At 68.3% G+C, this 17,930-nt stretch carries 13 protein-coding genes; 6 read left to right on the forward strand and 7 right to left on the reverse strand.

What is annotated here, in order from left to right:
* Nucleotides 1-242: 242 nt before the first annotated feature.
* A complete protein-coding gene (locus ACQEU1_RS39700) occupies nucleotides 243-485 on the forward strand; it encodes a cytochrome c biogenesis protein CcdA (RefSeq protein ID WP_433214156.1) in 243 nt (80 codons plus the stop codon).
* A 17-nt stretch (nucleotides 486-502) separates the two neighbouring features.
* Here the strand turns inward: ACQEU1_RS39700 and resB are convergent, their stop codons facing one another.
* Entirely contained in the window at nucleotides 503-2,086 is a 1,584-nt protein-coding gene (gene resB, locus ACQEU1_RS39705; protein ID WP_433214159.1) for a cytochrome c biogenesis protein ResB, read from the reverse strand.
* A 140-nt stretch (nucleotides 2,087-2,226) separates the two neighbouring features.
* On the opposite strand from resB, the gene ACQEU1_RS39710 reads away from it, so the two are divergent.
* Nucleotides 2,227-2,748: a COG4315 family predicted lipoprotein gene (locus ACQEU1_RS39710; protein WP_433214162.1), complete on the forward strand. Its 522-nt coding sequence runs from the start codon at nucleotides 2,227-2,229 to the stop codon at nucleotides 2,746-2,748.
* A 16-nt stretch (nucleotides 2,749-2,764) separates the two neighbouring features.
* On the opposite strand, the gene ACQEU1_RS39715 is transcribed toward ACQEU1_RS39710, so the two are convergent.
* From ACQEU1_RS39715 to ACQEU1_RS39735, 5 genes are all read right to left on the reverse strand, one after another.
* Nucleotides 2,765-4,693 (reverse strand): cytochrome c oxidase assembly protein, encoded by a 1,929-nt coding sequence (locus ACQEU1_RS39715; protein WP_433214165.1) that lies wholly within the window; start codon nucleotides 4,691-4,693, stop codon nucleotides 2,765-2,767.
* Complete coding sequence (locus ACQEU1_RS39720; RefSeq protein WP_433214168.1) at nucleotides 4,690-5,700, reverse strand: cytochrome c oxidase assembly protein; 1,011 nt, start codon at nucleotides 5,698-5,700, stop codon at nucleotides 4,690-4,692. Before ACQEU1_RS39720 ends, ACQEU1_RS39715 begins: the two co-directional genes overlap by 4 nt.
* Nucleotides 5,697-7,994, reverse strand: a complete 2,298-nt coding sequence (locus ACQEU1_RS39725; RefSeq protein WP_433214171.1) for a heavy metal translocating P-type ATPase — start codon at nucleotides 7,992-7,994, stop codon at nucleotides 5,697-5,699. Before ACQEU1_RS39725 ends, ACQEU1_RS39720 begins: the two co-directional genes overlap by 4 nt.
* A gap of 97 nt (nucleotides 7,995-8,091) precedes the next feature.
* On the reverse strand, nucleotides 8,092-10,095 hold the full coding sequence (locus tag ACQEU1_RS39730) for a heavy metal translocating P-type ATPase (protein WP_433214174.1): 2,004 nt from the start codon (nucleotides 10,093-10,095) through the stop codon (nucleotides 8,092-8,094).
* Between the two features lies 1 nt (nucleotide 10,096).
* Complete coding sequence (locus tag ACQEU1_RS39735) at nucleotides 10,097-10,471, reverse strand: ArsR/SmtB family transcription factor (RefSeq protein ID WP_433214177.1); 375 nt, start codon at nucleotides 10,469-10,471, stop codon at nucleotides 10,097-10,099.
* Between the two features lie 68 nt (nucleotides 10,472-10,539).
* Here ACQEU1_RS39735 and ACQEU1_RS39740 point away from each other — a divergent pair, with 68 nt between their 5' ends.
* From ACQEU1_RS39740 to ACQEU1_RS39750, 3 genes are read left to right on the forward strand one after another with little or no spacing between them, the layout of a single operon-like run.
* Entirely contained in the window at nucleotides 10,540-10,887 is a 348-nt protein-coding gene (locus tag ACQEU1_RS39740; protein ID WP_433214180.1) for a hypothetical protein, read from the forward strand.
* 54 nt (nucleotides 10,888-10,941) lie between these two features.
* Complete coding sequence (locus tag ACQEU1_RS39745; protein WP_433214183.1) at nucleotides 10,942-11,565, forward strand: TlpA disulfide reductase family protein; 624 nt, start codon at nucleotides 10,942-10,944, stop codon at nucleotides 11,563-11,565.
* Nucleotides 11,562-12,329, forward strand: coding sequence for a cytochrome c biogenesis CcdA family protein (locus tag ACQEU1_RS39750; protein WP_433214186.1), 768 nt, complete (start codon nucleotides 11,562-11,564; stop codon nucleotides 12,327-12,329). Before ACQEU1_RS39745 ends, ACQEU1_RS39750 begins: the two co-directional genes overlap by 4 nt.
* On the opposite strand, the gene ACQEU1_RS39755 is transcribed toward ACQEU1_RS39750, so the two are convergent.
* A complete protein-coding gene (locus ACQEU1_RS39755) occupies nucleotides 12,313-12,909 on the reverse strand; it encodes a methyltransferase family protein (RefSeq protein WP_433214189.1) in 597 nt (198 codons plus the stop codon). The genes ACQEU1_RS39750 and ACQEU1_RS39755 overlap by 17 nt on opposite strands.
* Nucleotides 12,910-13,105: 196 nt before the next feature.
* Between ACQEU1_RS39755 and ACQEU1_RS39760 the strand changes: the two genes are divergently transcribed.
* Nucleotides 13,106-17,908 (forward strand): DUF4082 domain-containing protein, encoded by a 4,803-nt coding sequence (locus ACQEU1_RS39760; RefSeq protein ID WP_433214192.1) that lies wholly within the window; start codon nucleotides 13,106-13,108, stop codon nucleotides 17,906-17,908.
* Nucleotides 17,909-17,930 lie beyond the last annotated feature (22 nt).

Below are 17,930 nucleotides of genomic sequence, written 5' to 3' on the forward strand. Positions count from 1 at the left end.
AAAAGGTGCTGGACACCGTCGCGCTCGCAGGTGCGGAGCGAGCAAGATCGAGGACGTGCTGGCGTTCCAGGGCTTCATCCCTTCGCTGCAACGCAACGTGCGTCTGCGTCACCGGCTGGCGCGGGGGATCTGGGGTGCTCCGGTGCTCGGAGCGGTGTTCGGCCTGGGGTGGACCCACGTCTGGGGCCCACCTTGGCCGGGGTGATCGCACTGGTCAGCGGGACTCAGGCGGGTCCGCCGGTGTGGCGCGGACTTGCTTCGTCACGGCGCACTGCCTGGGGCCGGGGCTGCCGTTCGTGCTGCTTGCCGTGTCCGCGCGGTGGGCGGTCACCACGGCGGGCTGGCTGAAACGCCACACCAGGGCGGTTCAGCTCGCCGGGGGAGTTCTGTTGCTCGCCGTCGGCGCGCTGCTGGTGACCGGACTGTGGGGCGAGGTGATCATCTGGCTGCGCGGACCCATCTCCGGATTCAGCACGCCCCTGTGAACGATGCCTTGGCAGCGCTAGGTTCTCCGTGCCGCTGGGGTCGTGCCGGCCGGGTCGGGCAGGAGTAGGTCCCGGGAGACCCTGGTGAACTCCTCGCCGTACCCGGCTTGGTCGGTTCTCGCGAGGCCGCCGACTTCCACCAGCGTGCGCCCGTTCTCGTTCGGAGTCGCCCGCACCCAGACGCGGCGTCGCTTGATGGTCAACGACATCCCAAGGCCGAGGGTGATCAGCACGGAGAACACGAGCACCCACCCTTGCGTGGGATCGCGGGAGATCTGGATCGACACCCAGTCGCTCACGCCGTCGAAGCGGATCACGGTGCCGTCGTCCAGGCGTAGTTCCTCGCCGACGCGGAGGTTCTGCCGGGCCACCTTCACCAGCCCGCCGTTGTCGACCATCCTCTGGTCGATGGAGAAGATCGACTGGCCCCGTCCGGAGTCGGTACCCAGATCGCCGCGGTAGACGTCGATGGCGACCGCCGGGTCGTTCGCGGCGGGGAAGGCGGACTTGAGCACCTTGTCGCGGAAGTCGGCGGTCGGCGCGAGCAGACCGGTGATCGCGAGTTGGTTGCGGCGGCGCTGATCGCCGTCGGCCATGTTCGGAGGGTCGAACTTCGTGGCGCCCTCGGAGAGCAGTGTGATCATGTCCGCAGGTCGCCATTGTGTTGCGCCGGTGCGGACTTCGCCGCTGGGGAAGGTGACGGTGAACAACGGCGTGTAGCCGTGGCCGAGCAGGTACACGCGGTCGCCCGCGGTGCGCAGTGGCCGGTTGACCTCCAGTGAGTACGGCTTCCAGACGTCGTTGTCCAGGTCCGCGCCCGATTGGTACCCGATGTCAGCGCGGAAGCTCTCAGGCTGCCCGTTGGGCAGATAGCTGGCGGAGAAACCCTCGACCTTCACGCACAACGGAGTTAGCTGAGTGCCGTCCACGCGCAGCCCGGGCCGGAACCAGTCGTAGTTGTAGACACCGGAGTTGCAGAACTGTCCGCCGTTGGCCTGGACGATGACCTGGCCCTCGTAGTTGAACATCTTGCCCAGTGCGAACGCGATGAGCAGACCCAGCAAGGAGAAGTGGAACACCAGGTTGCCCGCCTCGCGCAGGTAGCCGCGTTCGGCGCTGATGGTGCGCACGCCGACGGTCTCCTCGCGGACGGTTCGTCGCCAGCCTTTGAGTCTGTGCTCGACGTGGGCGACGACTTCCTCCGGCGTACGCGCGGTCTCGCCTGCTGCGTGGTGCGGCATCCGTGCGAGGTTGCGAGGCGTGAGAACCGGCTTGGCACGCATCTGCCGCGCGTACTCCGCGGTTCGCGGTAGCAGGCAACCGATCAGTGAGATGAACAGCAGCAGGTAGACAGCCGAGAACCAGTAGCTGGCGTAGACGTCGAAGAACCGCAGGCGATCCAGCATCCGGCCCCACCAGCCGTTCGCCACGATGTACTGGTCCACCCGGACGGCGTTGAGAGAGCGCTGTGGCAGCAGAGCACCCGGCATCGCGGCCAGCGATAGCAGGAAGAGGAGGGTCAGCGCGGTCCTCATGGACGTCAGGCCACGCCACGTGTTGCGCAGGAACGCAAGCGTGGTAACAAAAATGTCAGGCGGCATCAGCTGAACCGCTTTCGTCTGTTTGTCCTCGACACGTCGTTTGCACGTTCGTGTCTACTATGCAGCATAGTTGTGAACGGCGGTTGGCCGGTGTCCGTAGTCACCTAAGGGGGACAGGTCCGCGAGTGAAGGGAACCGCCGTGCCCAAGGGTCGTGTCGTCGTGCTCGTAGCGCTTCTGTTGACCGGTGCTTGCTCGTCAGGTGGCGAGACGGAACCGGAACAGTCCACTCAGGAGCAGAGCGAGCAACGGCCGGTCGGTCCCATCGCCGGCCCGGCCAGCAGCAGGGTTCTCCCAGGCGACATCGCGACCGTGCAGGTGGTCCAACTGACCGGCGGTGGCGAGGTTCTCGCTGACACGCAGCAGTACACGCTGTACCGGAACGAGAAGGACGCCACGAACCCTCCCAAGTCCAGCTGCAACGACGAGTGCGTCTTGGTGTGGCCGCCGCTGCTCGCTCCTGGCAACCAGTTCGAACTGAAGGGGGTCGACAAGGCCCTTGTGGGCACGATGAAGCGTGAGGACGGCACCTTGCAGGTCACGCTCGCCGGGCGGCCTCTGTACCGGTACGTCGACGACGAGCAGGCGGGCGACCTGAACGGCAACGGGGTCGACGGCCAGTGGTTCGCCGTCGCGCCCAGCGGGGAGAAAGCGCGAGGGTGAAGCCGAAGCCAGGTTCTCAGCGGTGTTTCAGCTTCGTCAGCATGGCTCGGTAGGCCGCGGTCTCCTCGTCGTCGAGATCGGACGGCAGCGTCCGGAAGGTGCTCAGCTGGTCCTGGCGGTGCCACTGGACCAGCAGGACGATCTGTGCGCAGACGAGTACGAGTTCGCCGACGACCAACGAGATCACCCCGGCCAGCTGCTGATCGGAGAGCAGATCGACCGGCCACCCGAGGGAGAGCGTCCGGTAGTAGTTCGAAGCGATCACGGTGTCCTTCGTCATCAGGATCACGGCGAACACTCCGTGGAACGGCATGACGGCGAACACCAGGCCGAGGCGGCCGAGGTGGGGCAGCCGCCCCGGTGTCGGATCGACGCCCACGACGACCCAGCAGAACTGGTAGCCGCTCACCAGGACGACCGCGTTCAGGACCATCCGCGACCAGTGCTCGGACATCACCGGCTCGAACAGACCGCCGAAGTACAACAGGTAGTAGCCGGTGACGAACCCGACCGCCGCGACGACCGGGTGACAGAGATACTGAAGTAGACGGGAATCGAGGATCCAGACGAGGAGCTGACGAGCGCTTCCCGCCTCCGTCAATGCCCGCAGGGCCAGAGTTACGGGTGCGCCGAGCACGAGAAGCATCGGCGCGACCATGTTGAGCGCCATGTGCATCACCATGTGCACGCTGAAGCTGGCCGGAGCGTACGCACCAATCCCGGACGACATGGCGAGGAACCCCACTGCGCATCCCGCCAACCATATCGCTGTGCGGTGTAATGGCCAGTGTTCGCCACGTACTCGCAACCGTTGCAGGCCAAGCACATATGCGGCGCCGACGACGAGGAAGCCGATGCCGAGCAGAACATCCGGTCGCCAAGTGAGCAGCAGGTTCATCGCGGACGGTGGGCCGGGGAGTTGGTAGCCGAGCTCGACCTGGACAGGACTGAGGTCGGCTTCTCGCAACACAGGCGGAACCGGCTGCGCCATGCTCGCTGAGACGCCCGCGGTGAACAACAGCAGTGCTGACTCCGACACCAAGAGCCCGATCGTGGTCAGCCTCCGGCGTGCCAGCACGCCGAGTCCGCCGAGCAACGCGAGCGATCCGACCTTGGCGAGAACCATCAGCCCGTACCCGGTGGTGAACAGCTGTGAAGGCGCGACCAGGGTCAGCGCGGCGGTCACGCCCGAAGCGGAAACCGCCAGCCAGCACCACAACGCGAACCGCCGATAGCGTGCGGCCGCGATCTCCGGCCTACCCGTGCCACGCCGTACGTGCAACACCAGGCAAACGAGAACCCCGAGCCACAACGACGCCGCGACGACGTGGATGACGAGGCTGTTCATCGTGATGTCGTGGGCCAGGCCGGCCGAACCGTGGCCTGTCGCGACCGGCGGTAGAAGCCCCAGCGAGGCGAGCACGGCGAGACCCGCTGCCGGCCGCCACTTCAGCACTCGGTGGCAGCACAGGGCGATCACGAGCGCTACCAGCGCCGAGGCGAGCCAGGCGATCGGTTCGTTCAGCACGGAGATGACGACGGCGAGGCCCTCGGGGTTCAGCACCACAGTCACCGGCACACCGGTCGACTCGGCGGCGTCGAACGGGACGAGCAGCAAGGCTGCGGCGAACCACGCCCATGCGGCCCAGCCACCCACCCGGACCGCGCTCCAACCGTCGGCGCTCAGACCGCCCGAGTCCCTGGGAGGAACGAAGAAAGTCGCGTAGCACAACGCACCCGCGCAGAGTGCCGCGGCCGCGTTGGCCGTGAACCGCAGCACGTAGGTGCCGACTTTCGTGGCCGTGCCGGGATCGGCGAGGCCCATCGCCGCGTACGCGTCACCGTTGCCGGACGACAGGGCGATCACGAGCACCAGGTCGGCGACGCCTCCGCCGATCAGCCACGCGGCCAGTCCTGGACCACGTCGCGGAGTCGAGATCGTCACAGGGACCGCTTCCGCTGGTTCGGTCGTTCGGAGTCGCGCTGCGGGCCGAGCAGATCGGCCGACTTGTCTCCCTGCTCGAGCAGCCACCAGGGCGTCACGGTCGAGGCTTCGCCGTGCGCCCGGTCGAGCCGCCGGTCCATCCGGCGCGCTTCCCGCTCGTCGGAGCGGTACCACTGGCGCAGGAACGCCCCGATGAGCACGGCGGCCGCGAGATCGCCGAATCCCCAGAGAATGCCTCCGCCGATCTGCTGGTCGACCAACGGGGACGGACCCCACGACCGGCTGCCGGCATCGACGTAGAAGTCGCTGATCAAGGTCGCCATCATCATGATCGGGATGCCGAGCAGGATGTGCACCGGGCCGAGGCCGACCACCATGACGAAGCGGAAGACGAACGGCGGGCGATGGGGGACCGGGTCCACGCCTAGCAGGGACCAGTAGAACAGGAATCCGACGAGGACGAAGTGCACATGAGACAGATCGTGTGCCCACACGTTCGTCAGCGACCAGTCGTAGATCGGCGTGTAGTAGAAGACGAACTGGCTGACCGAGAACAGCGTGAACGCGATCGCCGGGTGCGCGACGAACCGTGCCAAGGGACTGTGCACCACGGCAAGAAGTACTACGCGGCCGCGCTTGGGCAGGGTACGCATCGCCAGCCGCATCGGGGCGCCGAGCGCGAGTGGCACCGGCGCGATCATCTGCAGGAGCATGTGCTGGATCGCAGGCACGCTGAACAGCACGCGGTCGTACACCCCGAGCGCCGAGGAGACCGCGACGAAGATGATGGACAGGCCGACGAACCAGTAGACGGTGCGGCTGCGTTCCCAGACGTCGCCACGTCGCCGCAACGTCCGCACACCCCACAGGTACAGCGCCCCCGCCGCGACGATCGGCAGGACCATTGCCGGATCCAGCGTCCAGCTGGTCAGCATTTTCGCCACCGTCAACGGAGGCAGGTTCACGTCGGGCATGGTCGCCAAGACGGTGCCGGGCACTGTGTTCACGCCCTCTCGACCCTCGGCTCGAACCGGCGCAGCCTCATGCTGTTGGACACCACGAAGAGCGACGACATCGCCATTGCCGCTCCGGCGACGAGCGGGTTGAGCAGCCCGGCCGCGGCGAAGGGGATCGCCGCGACGTTGTAGCCGAACGCCCAGAACAGGTTTCCGCGGACGGTCCGCAGGGTCGCGCGCGCGAGCTTGATCGCGTCGGGGACCGCGGTCAGGTCGTCGCGCACCAGGATGATGTCGGCGGCGTCGATGGCGACGTCGGTGCCGGCCCCGATCGCCATGCCCAGATCTGCGGTGGCGAGGGCGGGAGCGTCGTTCACTCCGTCTCCGACGAGGGCTACTACGTGCCCTTCCAGCTTCAGCCTGCGCACCTCTTCGGCCTTGTCGGCGGGCAGAACGCCGGCCACGACGCGTTCGACGCCGATCTGCTCGGCGACAGCGCGAGCGACGATCTCGTTGTCGCCGGTGAGCAGCACCGTGCGCAGGCCGAGTCGGTGCAATTCCGTGACGGCCTGCTGCGCGTCGGCGCGCACCGCATCTTGGAGAGCGAGCAGTCCGACGAACTCCTCGTCTTTGGTCACCGCGACCGTGGTCCTGCCCCGTGCTTCCCACTCGCCGCGCAACGCGTCGAGCTCCTCCGGCAGCGCCGAACCCAGATCGTTGAACAACTTCGCGCGTCCGACCCGCACCAGATGGCCGTCCACGGTGCCGGACGCACCGAGGCCGGGCTCGTCGCGAAAACCGGCGACCGATGGCAGAGCACCGGCTTCCACGCGGGCGGCGGAGACGATCGCCAGCGCGACGGGGTGCGTCGAGGCCTGTTCGAGCGCGCCCACCAGACGCAGCAACCCGGTGCGTTCGACGCCGCCGGCGCAATGCACGTCGACCAAAGACATCGTGCCGGTCGTAACCGTCCCCGTCTTGTCGAGCACGACCGTGTCGACGGCCCGTGTCGACTCGAATGCCGGATATCCCTTGATGAACAGCCCAAGGCGTGCCGCCCGGCCCGACGCGACCATCAACGCCATCGGGGTCGCGAGACCGAGCGCGCAGGGGCAGGCGATCACCAGCACCGCGATTGCGGCAGCGACCGACCGCTCGACGGAGCCGTCTACCAGAAGCCAGGCGGTGAGCGTGAGCACCGCGAGAACCAGCACGGCGGGTACGAAGTAGCCGGACACCCGGTCGGCGATGCGCTGGACCGGGGCCTCTCCGCTCTGCGCTGTCGCGACCAGCTGTTCCATGGCCGCCAGCTGGGTGTCCCGGCCGACCCGTGTGGCGTTGACCAGCACAGTGCCGTTGAGGACCACGGTGCCACCGATCACGCCCGTGCCCGCCGAAGCCTCCACCGGCACCGACTCGCCCGTCATCGAGCTCATGTCGATGGCGGCGCGACCGTCGAGCACCACGCCGTCGGCCGCGATCCGCTCGCCGGTCCTGACGATGAACCGCTGGCCGGTCTGAAGCCGCTCGGCGGGAACGATCCGATGTGAGCCGTCGTCGAGCACGAGCACCGCCTCGTCGGCTCGCAACGCCGCCAGCTCCCGCAACGCGCCACCAGCTCGCCAGCGGGCCTTGGCCTCGAAGTAACGGCCCGCGAGCACGAACGTGGTCAGACCCGCCGCCACCTCCAGGTAGATCGCGCCTTCGGGGCGCAGCAACAACCACACTCCGGTGACGTCCTCGGGTGGCGGTGCCGCGAAGAACATCGAGTAGCAGGACCACGCTGTCGCCGCGAAGATCCCGAGGGACACAAGGGTGTCCATCGAGGTCGAGCCGTGCTTCGCGTTGCGGATCGCGGCGCGGTGGAACGGGAGCGCCGCCCAGCCGACCACCGGTGCCGCCAGCACCAGCAGCAACCACTGCCAGCCGGGGAACCGCCATCCGGGCACCACGGTGAAGGTGATCGACAGGTCGGCGATCGGCACGAGCAGCACCACCGCGACCATGAGCCTGCGCAACAGGTTGCGGGAGCGTGCGGCCTCGTCGAGACCGTCCGGCTCCGGCGTCGCCGGTCGCAGGACCTCGGCGTCATAGCCGGCCCGGACGACGGCCTCGACCAGCATCTCGTCGGTCACGTCGCCGTCCGCGGCCACCTGTGCTCGGCCGGTGGCGAAGTTGACGGTCGCGGACACGCCGCTGAGCTTGTTCAGCTTGCGCGACGTTCTGGCGGCACACGCCGCGCAGGTCATACCTGACACGGACAGCTCAACCTCTCGCCGGCTCGTCGCCGTGTCTCCCTGACCGGAGCCGGTTGTGCCGACGGGAACGAGCCCAGGTTCGACCATGTGACAGTCCCGCTTCGCAGAGTCCACTAAATACTAGACGTGATAGTAGATGTTGGGGTCTGCTCGCTGGTTGCGGGTCTCGCCTGGGCTTCTCAGGTCAGCATGCGTCGCAGCAGCCGGATCCACCCTTGTCGTTGCTCGCGATCGACAGGGAGAGCGCCGCGGGGATCGCGGGAGTCACCGTGGTGGTCTCCGGTAGCGACGTGATCTTGGCGGCGCGGATGGCGTTGGCGATGACCAGCACCTCCGCGAGCTCGTGCACGAACACCACGGTGGCCAGGCCGAGCACGCCGAACGCGGCCAGAGGGATGAGCACCCCGATGATCGCCATGGACAGGCCGACGTTCTGCAGCATGACCTGACGGGCATGCCGGGCGTGGGCGAGCACCTGCGGCAGGTGCCGGAGGTCCTCGCCCATCAGCGCGACGTCGGCGGTCTCGATGGCGACGTCGGTCCCCATGGCTCCCATGGCGATGCCGACGTCTGCAGTAGCCAGGGCCGGGGCGTCGTTGACGCCGTCGCCGACCATGGCGACCTTGCGCTTGGTGCGCAGACCGGAGACGAGGGAGGCCTTGTCCTCCGGCAGCAGTTCGGCGTGGATGGCGGTGATGCCGGCTTGCTGCGCGAGCGCGGTGGCGGTGCGAGTGTTGTCGCCGGTGAGCATGGCGGTCTCGATGCCCAGCCGGCTGAGGCCGGCGACTACTTCGGGCGCTTCAGGACGGAGTTCGTCGCGCACGGCGATCGCGCCGAGGAGGGTGTCGTCGCGTTCGACGAGAACGACGGTCGCGCCCGCCGCCTGGAGGCGTTCGACGTCGTCGGTCAGCGGACCTGTCGCCACCCAGCCCGGCTTGCCCAGGCGCAGTTGGTGTCCGTTGTGGACGCCGCGAAGTCCGTGGCCCGCGATCGCGGTGACGTCGTCGGCGGCGACCACGTTGCCTGTGGCGGCAAGGATCGCGCGGGCGAGGGGATGTTCGCTGCGAGCTTCCAAGGCGGCCGCGGAGGTCAGCACGTCGTCCTGGCTCGTGCCGTCGACCGCGATGATGTCGACGACCTGAGGGGAGTTGCGGGTCAGCGTGCCGGTCTTGTCCAGCGCCACCGCGCCGATGCGGCCCAGTTCCTCGAGGGCGGCGCCACCCTTCACGAGCGCGCCCTGCCTGCTCGCGGCGCCGACGGCCGCGACCACGGTCAGCGGGACGGAGATTGCCAGCGCGCACGGTGACGCGGCCACGAGCACGACGAGGGCGCGTTCGAGCCAGACGAGTGGATCACCGAGCAGAGCGCCGAGACCTGCGATGGCCGCGGCCAGGATCATGATCGCCGGAACCAGGGGCTTGGCGATGCGGTCGGCCAGGCGCTGGCCGGTTCCCTTGCGCTCCTGCGCCTCTTCGACGATGTGGACGATCCGCGCGAGTGAGGAGTCCGAGGCGAGAGCGGTGACCTGGACCTCGACGGCGCCGCCGCCGTTGATCGCGCCCGCGTGCACGGTCGCGCCGACGCCGGCCTCGACGGGCACGGACTCGCCTGTGATCGCCGACAGGTCGAGGCTGGTGTGCCCGGCGGTGATCACGCCGTCGGTTGCGGCGCGCTCGCCGGGGCGCAGCACCATGCGGTCGCCGAGCACGAGATCGCCGGGCGCGACCCGCTCTTCGACGCCGTTCCGCAGGACCGCCGCGGTCGGGGGGACGAGGCCGAGCAGGGCGCGTAGTCCGCGTCGGGTGCGCACGATCGCGTAGTGCTCGAGACCTTCGGCGATGGAGAACAGCACGCCGAGCATGGCGGCCTCGGTGAACTGGCCGAGGGCGACCGCGCCGATGGCCGCGATCGTCATCAGGGTGCCCACGCCCACCCGGCGACGCAGCAGGTTGCGCACGGCTCCCGGGACGAACGTGGCGGCGCCGGCCACCGCCGACGCCAGGGTGATCACGTCGCCGGCCAGTTCGGCGCCGGAAAGCGAGAGAGCGAAGCCGATGCCGAGCAGCACGCCCGCCAGTGCGGCTAACTGGAGTTCACGGACTTCCCAGAGGCGCTGAGGGCCATGATCCTGCTCCGCCTTCTGTTCGGTTTCCCTGGTCTCTTCGGGACCGCAGCAAGCATCGGACACGTCATTCTCCCTTCGCGGCGACGCTGTCGAGGCCGAGGACGGCGGTCACGAGCGTGCGGCCGCGGTCGGTGAGCGCGTACATCGCCATGCGGCCGTCGCGGCGAGCCGAGACCAGACCGGCGATCTTGAGCTGGCGCAGGTGGTGCGACACGAGGTTCTGCGCCTGGCCGACGACCCACGCCATGTCGCAGACGCACAGCTCGTCACCCGACAAGAGGGCGGTGGCGATGGTCAACCGGGTCGGGTCGCCCAGCGCTCGCGCACCCGCTGCCGCCGTCTCCACCTCGGGCAGCGGCCTCAGCGAGGCCCGGATCCGCTCGGCGTGCGGAAGATCCAGGCAGAGGAGGTCGCAGCTGTCGTCTCGCTCGTTCGTCACATCAACATACTAATGAACGTTGAGATGTTGGCTACCCCTGTTCGGGTCACATCCCAACGTTCGTTAGCGTGTCGCTTCGGCAGGAGGTGAGTGCGGCTGTGTGGCGGTTCTGCGTGCTCTTCGCCCTGGTGGTCGGCGTGTTCCTGCTGCAAGGGGCACCGTGCGACAGCGTCGCCGCCGTCTCCGAGCAGTGCCACGTCACAGTCACGTCGGTGGACGTGGCGACCGATGCGCCGCCCGATCTCGGCGGTGTGCTGGAGCTGTGTCTGCTGGTGCTGCTCGTGATGGTCGCTTCCGCCGGCCTTCGTGATCCGGACTTCGTTCCGCTTCGTCGCGTGCGGCCTCTGGGCGTTCCGCCGCGACCTGCTCCACCGCTGCCGCCGGCGATGGACCAGCTCTGCGTGCTGCGGGTGTAGACGCGCGTCGACGACTCGACCCGCGTTCCCCACCCCACAAGCTGGAGATGTTCGATGAGTACGTCCCGCGCGCGTCTGCGCGCCCTTTGTTGTGCCGCGCTGGTGGCGTTGTCCGCGTGCAGCACCGGATCCGACGCGGTCACCACCGGCCAGTTCGAGTTCGTGGCCCCAGGCGGGCAGACGACGATCTTCTACGACCCGCCGGAGCAGCGTGGCCGGGTCGCCGAGATGACCGGCGAAAGCCTGATGGAGGAAGGCGTCGAGCTGAAGCTCTCGCGGTACGAGGGCAAGGTCGTGGTCCTCAACGTCTGGGGTTCATGGTGCGGCCCGTGCCGCGCCGAAGCCGACGATCTGGAACGCGTCTACGAGAAGACCAAGGAATCCGGCGTCGAGTTCCTCGGTGTGAACGTCCGGGACGAGCGGACCGCCGGGCAGGACTTCAACCGGAACTTCCAGGTCGGCTATCCGTCCTTCTTCGACCCTTCCGGCCGGGTCATGCTGGCGTTGCAGGGTTTTCCTCGCAGCGTCGTGCCCGCCACCATCATTCTCGACCGCAAGCAGCGGGTGGCGGCCGTGTTCCTGGTCGCGCTGCTCGACACGGATCTTCTCCCGGTCGTCGAACGCATCGCCGCCGAGGATCCGCAGGCCGAGGTATCTTCGACGGCGAGCACCCCGTGACCGAGTTCGCGATCTCCGGGCCGTTGTTGCTGGCCGCGCTGGTCGCCCTCGCCGCGGGCACGATCTCCTTCGCCTCGCCGTGCGTCATCCCGCTGGTGCCGGGCTATCTGGCCTATCTCGCCGGGCTGGTCGGCGCCGAAGCCCCTGCCTTGTCGGAAGGGGAGGAACCGCGGCGCGACCGGTGGCGGGTCGCGGGCGGCGCGCTGCTGTTCGTGCTCGGGTTCACCGTCGTGTTCGCCGCGGCGGTGCTCACCGTGCTGGGCGTGTCCGACGCGTTGCTGGCCAACGAGGAACTCCTCCAGCGCATCGGGGGAGTGGTGACCATCGCGATGGGGCTGGCGTTCCTCGGCCTCATTCCCGCACTCCAGCGGGACGTCCGACTGAAGCACCGCCCTCGCCGCGGCGTGTGGGGTGCTCCGGTGCTGGGAGCGGTGTTCGGGCTTGGCTGGACGCCGTGCCTGGGACCGACGTTGGCGGGTGTCATCGCGCTGGCCAGTGGCACGCAGGCGGGGCCGACGCTCTGGCGGGGCGTGCTGCTGGTGCTCGCCTATTGCGTCGGGCTGGGGCTGCCGTTCGTGTTGCTTGCGGTCAGCGCGCGCTGGGCGGTGACCACCGCGGGCTGGCTGCGGCGGCACACCAGGGCCGTCCAGCTCACCGGCGGCGGTCTGTTGATCGTGGTGGGCGTCCTGCTGGTCACTGGCCTCTGGGCGGAGCTGGTGCTGCTTCTGCGCAGTCCGATCGCGGGGTTCACGACGCCTTTGTGACCAGGGGCGGGAGGAAGCGGCCGCTTCGGCTGACGTAGTGCCGGTAGGCCTCGCCGTGGGTGCGCAGCAGGTAGGGCTCCTCGACCGCCCGGACCTGGATCTCGATCGCACCCACGAGCGCGGCCAGCCCGGCCAGCGCGACGACGTTCGGGGTGAGCACGGTCAGGCCTGTAGCGGTCGCGATCATCGCGGTGAAGATCGGGTTGCGGACGCGGGCGAACGGGCCGTCGGTGACCAACGTCGTCGCTTCCGCTTCGTCGACCCCGATGCGCCACGACGTGCCCATCGCCTGCTGGGCCAGCAGTGTGCCCACGATCCCGCACGCCGCCAGCGCCGCCCCGGCGAGGTGACCCGCGAAGGCGAGCGGACTGACGACCTCCGCTAGCTGGAGGGCGGGGGCCGCGAGTCCGAGGACGAGGGCCAGCACGAACAACGCGCCGCCCCACCACTCCAGCGAGCCGGGTCTTCCGCTGACGCCCCGGAAGCCCGTTGAGCCGGTGTGCCGCCATTGCAGCCAGCTGCGCACGCCGAACGCCGTGCCGAGATAGACCAGGTAGAGACCCAACGCGAGCCAAGCCACGGGACACCCCTCCAGACCGCCGATCGTCACACCAACATATAGCGATATATGCATGTGTTCAAGACCGCTCGCAGTTGTTGTAACGCGCGGGGCTGTTCGGTCGACGATCGATGCGACGGCCATCTACTAGGCGAATTAGTAGTGGCCGACTGACTCTCAGTGAAGTCGGGGCCGGTTTCCGCGAAAGGTGAGGTGCATGAGGGCGCACGAGGCGAGGCCCCGTCCGTTGAGTCGAAGATGGATCCGGCTGGCGTTGTCCTTTGTGGTCACGCTGGGGATCGTCGTGCCCTTCGCGGTGTCGAGCGCGCCGTCGGCGCTTGCGGCGCCGTGCGACACTCCGGTGACGAACAAGGTGCTGTGCGAGAACACCAAGGCGGGCACGCCGGACTGGCAGGTGTCCTCACGGGACGACTCGATTCTTGGCTTCACCACCGACATCAGTGTCACGCCAGGTGGTCGCGTCGACTTCAAGATGCTGACCACGGCGTCGTCCTACAAGATCGACATCTTCCGGCTCGGCTACTACGCCGGTGTCGGCGCCCGGCAGATCGGGTCGGTGTCGCGCAACACCACGCAGAACCAGCCGCCCTGCCTGCGCGACGGGCCCACGGCGTTGATCGACTGCGGGAACTGGGCGGTGTCACTGTCCTGGATCGTGCCGGCGGACGCCGTCTCGGGCATCTACTACGCCCGGACCACCCGCAACGACACGGGTGCGCAGAACGAGATCGTGTTCGTCGTGCGCGACGACACCTCGCGCGCGAAGATCATGCTGCAGACCTCGGACGCGACGTGGGTGGCGTACAACCGTTACGGCGGCAACAGCCTCTACTTCGGTGACGGGCCCGGTCAGGGTGGGTCCTCGTACAAGGTGAGCTACAACCGGCCGTACACCGGTGGTGACGGCGACGAGAACTTCATCTTCAATGCCGAGTACCCGATGCTCAAGTTCCTGGAGGCCAACGGGTACGACGTCACCTATACCACCGAGGTCGACACGGCCCGGCGCGGTGAGCTCATCAAGAACCACAAGGTGTTCATGCCGGTCGGGCATCCCGAGTACTGGTCGAACGAGCAGCGGGCGAACGTCGAGGCGGCCCGGGACGCCGGCGTGCACCTGGCGTTCCTGACGGGCAACGAGATCTTCTGGAAGCACCGCTGGGAGAAGAGCATCGACTCCGGCCAGACGGACTGGCGGACGATCGCGTGCTTCAAAGAGACCAAGGGCGCGCAGGACGACGGCCTGAACGACTGGACCGGCACGTGGCGCGACCCGCGGTACAGCCCGCCGCAGGACGGTGGCAGGCCGGAGAACGCGTTGCTGGGCAACCTCTTCACCGTCAACGGCCGCCGCGACGACGCGATGCAGGTGCCCGCCGCGTACGGCAAGATGCGGCTCTGGCGGAACACGCCGCTCGCGAACATGGCCGCGGGCACGACGTACACCTTCCAGCCTGGCACGCTCGGCTACGAGTGGAACACCGTGGAGGACAACGGGTTCCAGCCGCCGGGCGTGGCGCAGCTGTCGCGGACCACGGTGGACCTGCAGGGCTACTTCGCGTTGAAGAACCACGGCGACGAGTACGGATCCGAGGTCAAGACGCACGCGGTCACCTACTACCGCCATCCCAGCGGATCGCTGGTGTTCGCTGCGGGCACCGTGCAGTGGGCCTGGGGCGTGGAGGACGACCACGCGTTCCGCACCAACACACCGACGTCCGACGTGCGGATGAAGCAGGCCACCGTCAACTTCCTCGCTGACATGGGCGTTTTTCCGCAGTCCCTGCAGTCAGGCCTCGTCGCGTCTACGCCGAGCACCGACACCGCACCACCGGGCGTCACGATCAGCTCGGTTCCCGCGCAGTCGACGGTGGGGCAGCCGTACACGTTCTCCGGCACCGTGATCGACGCGTCCGGCCAGGTCGCCGGGGTCGAGGTCTCGACCGACGGCGGGAACCGCTGGCACCCGGCGAACTGGGTCGCGGGCCAGACGACGTGGAACTACACCTACACGCCGTCCCAGGCAGGTGCTGCTCAGTTGCGGGTTCGCGCGGTCGACGACTCGGCGAACCTCTCTCAGCCGGTGTCTGCGACTCCCGGCGTCACGGCGCGAGCGTGTCCGTGCGGGGTCTTCGCGGGCAGCGACCTGCCGAAGGTGGAGAGCGCGAACGACAGCACCCCGCTCGAACTCGGCATGAAGTACCGCAGCACGACCGCGGGTTACGTGCGGGGCGTCCGGTTCTACAAGGGCGCGGGCAACACCGGGACGCACACCGGGTCGTTGTGGTCGTCTAGTGGGCAGTTGATGGCGAGCGGCACGTTCGTGAACGAGACGGCGTCGGGCTGGCAGACGCTGCTGTTCCCGTCGCCGATCGCGGTGTCGGCGAACACGACCTACGTGGTGTCGTACTTCGCGCCGGTCGGCCGGTTCTCGTACGACAGCGAGTACTTCTTCCGCAAGAACAAGTCCCTGGAACCGTTGACGGGCCTGGAAAGCGGGACGGACGGCCCGAACGGCGTGTTCAGCTTCGGCGCCGGCTTCCCGGCGCAGACGTTCGGGCACACCAACTACTGGGTCGACGTGGTGTGGGCGCCCGACCCCGGTCCGGACACCCGCGCGCCGATCCAGACGTCGAGCTCGCCGGTCGCCAACGCCGGTTCGGTCGCGCTGACCACGGCGGTGTCGGGCACGTTCGACGAGAACGTCTCGCTCACCGGAGCGCAGTTCACCGTCACGGGGCCATCGGGTGCGGTGCAGGGCGCGCTCTCGCTGTCGCAGGACACGCGCACGGTCACGTTCACGCCGACAGCACCGTTGACGGCGGCCACCGCCTACACGGCGTCGTTGAAGGCCGCGGACTCGTCGAACAACATGTCGTCGGTGACGACCTGGACCTTCACGACGGGGTCGCCCCGTCCCGCGAACTGCCCGTGCACCGTCTGGGAAGACTTCGCGGCGCCTGCCTCGCTGGACTCCGGTGACACCAACCAGGTCGAGGTCGGCACGAAGGTCCGCTTCGACGGCAAGGGAGAAGTGCTCGGCGTTCGTTTCTACAAGGGCACGGGCAACACCGGCACGCACACCGGCAGCCTGTGGACCTCGACCGGGCTGCTGCTCGCGACCGGCACGTTCACCGGTGAGACCACGTCCGGCTGGCAGAAGCTGATGTTCAGCTCACCGGTCGCGGTGCAGGCGAACACCACCTACGTCGTGTCGTACTACGCGCCGAACGGCCGTTACTCGGTCACGTCCGGGTACTTCGGCGGCCAGGGTGCGGACTACAAGTCGTTGCACGCGTTGCAGAACGGGACAGACGGCGGGAACGGCGTCTACAAGTACGGCGGTGGCTTCCCGAACAACTCCTACAACGCCACCAACTACTGGGTCGACGTCATCTACCGCAACGGCCTCAACGGTGACACGACCCCGCCGACGCTCACCGCCCGCACGCCGGCGGTGAACGCGACGGCCGTGTCGCTGACGGCACCGCTCACGGCGACGTTCAGCGAGGCGGTCGACCCGGCGTCCGCGCAGATCTGGCTGAAGGACCCCGGTGGGACCAAGCTGACCGGCTCGATCTCGTTGTCCGGCGACCAGAAGACGGTCACCTGGACGCCGAGCGGCAAGCTCGCGCCCGGCACGAAGTACGAGGCACACCTGGGCATCGCGGACGCCAACGGCGTGCCGATGCCGGACGCGGCCGTGTGGTCGTTCACCACCAGCACCACGGCGGTGTGCCCCTGCACGTTGTTCAGCCCCGCCACCGAACCGACCGTGACGTCCTCGGACGACACCGGCGCGTACGAACTGGGCGTGCGCTTCTCGCCGAGCCAGTCCGGCCAGATCACCGGCGTGAAGTTCTACAAGGGCAACGGCAACACCGGCACGCACACCGGCTCGTTGTGGAACGCCAACGGCAGCCGCCTGGCGACCGGCACGTTCTCGAACGAGACCGCGTCCGGCTGGCAGACGCTGACCTTCGCGCAACCGGTGATCGTCAGCGCCGGCCAGACCTACGTCGCCTCCTACACGACGACGGCCGGACGGTATGCGGTCGACGGCGGGTACTTCGCGCGCACGGCGGTCAACTCCGGACCGCTGACCGCGCCGCAGGACCAGAACGGCGTGTTCGCCATCGGTGCAGGGTTCCCGACGCTGACCTACGGCTCCGGCAACTACTGGGTCGACGTCGTCTACCAGCCCAACGCGGACAACACCGCCCCGGTCGTGCAGAGCCGCACGCCGCTCGACGGCGCGACCGCGGTCGACCCGGCGGGCACGGTGTCGGTGTCGTTCGACGAGCCCGTCGACCTGGGCAGCGCGCAGTTCTCGCTCACCGACCCCGGTGGCGCGAAGCTCATCGGCACGCTGGCGCTGGCGGGAAACCAGCGCGGCGTCACGTGGACGCCGTCCGCGAAGCTCGCGGCCGGCACGCGCTACACGGCGAGCGTCAGGATTTCCGACGCGTACGGGAACCTGATGCCGCAGGCGAGCACCTGGTCGTTCACGACCGCGACCACGCAGACCTGCCCGTGCTCGTTGTTCAGCTCCGCGACGGTGCCGACTGTGGCCGCCTCGGACGACAACGGAGCCTACGAGCTCGGCGTCCGCTTCACATCCTCTGTGGACGGACGGGTGACCGGCGTCAAGTTCTACAAGGGCGCGGGCAACACCGGCACACACACCGGGTCGCTCTGGTCGGAGGACGGGCAACGGCTGGCCACAGGCACGTTCTCGAACGAGACGGAGACCGGCTGGCAGACGCTGACGTTCGACAACCCGGTGACGATCACGGCCGGCACCACGTACGTCGCGTCGTACACCACGTTGACGGGCAGGTACGCGCTGGACACGGGGTACTTCTCGGCCTCCGCGGTCACCAGCACCCCGCTGAGCGCCGGTATCTCGAACGGCGTGTTCCAGCCCGGCTCCGGGTTCCCCGCCACCACCTACAACGGTGGCAACTACTGGGTCGACGTGGTGTTCGCCCAGCAGTGACGTGAAACAGATGAGGGGGTCG

This window comes from Lentzea sp. CA-135723, from assembly GCF_050936595.1.
In the GTDB taxonomy this organism is placed as follows: Bacteria; Actinomycetota; Actinomycetes; order Mycobacteriales; family Pseudonocardiaceae; genus Lentzea.

What these genes read in the sequence shown, in the direction of transcription:
- resB (WP_433214159.1), bottom strand. Translation starts at nt 2,086, where the DNA reads ATGCCGCCTGACATTTTTGTTACCACGCTTGCGTTCCTGCGCAACACG.
- ACQEU1_RS39725 (WP_433214171.1), bottom strand. Translation starts at nt 7,994, where the DNA reads ATGGTCGAACCTGGGCTCGTTCCCGTCGGCACAACCGGCTCCGGTCAG.
- ACQEU1_RS39745 (WP_433214183.1), top strand. Translation starts at nt 10,942, where the DNA reads ATGAGTACGTCCCGCGCGCGTCTGCGCGCCCTTTGTTGTGCCGCGCTG.
- ACQEU1_RS39760 (WP_433214192.1), top strand. Translation starts at nt 13,106, where the DNA reads ATGAGGGCGCACGAGGCGAGGCCCCGTCCGTTGAGTCGAAGATGGATC.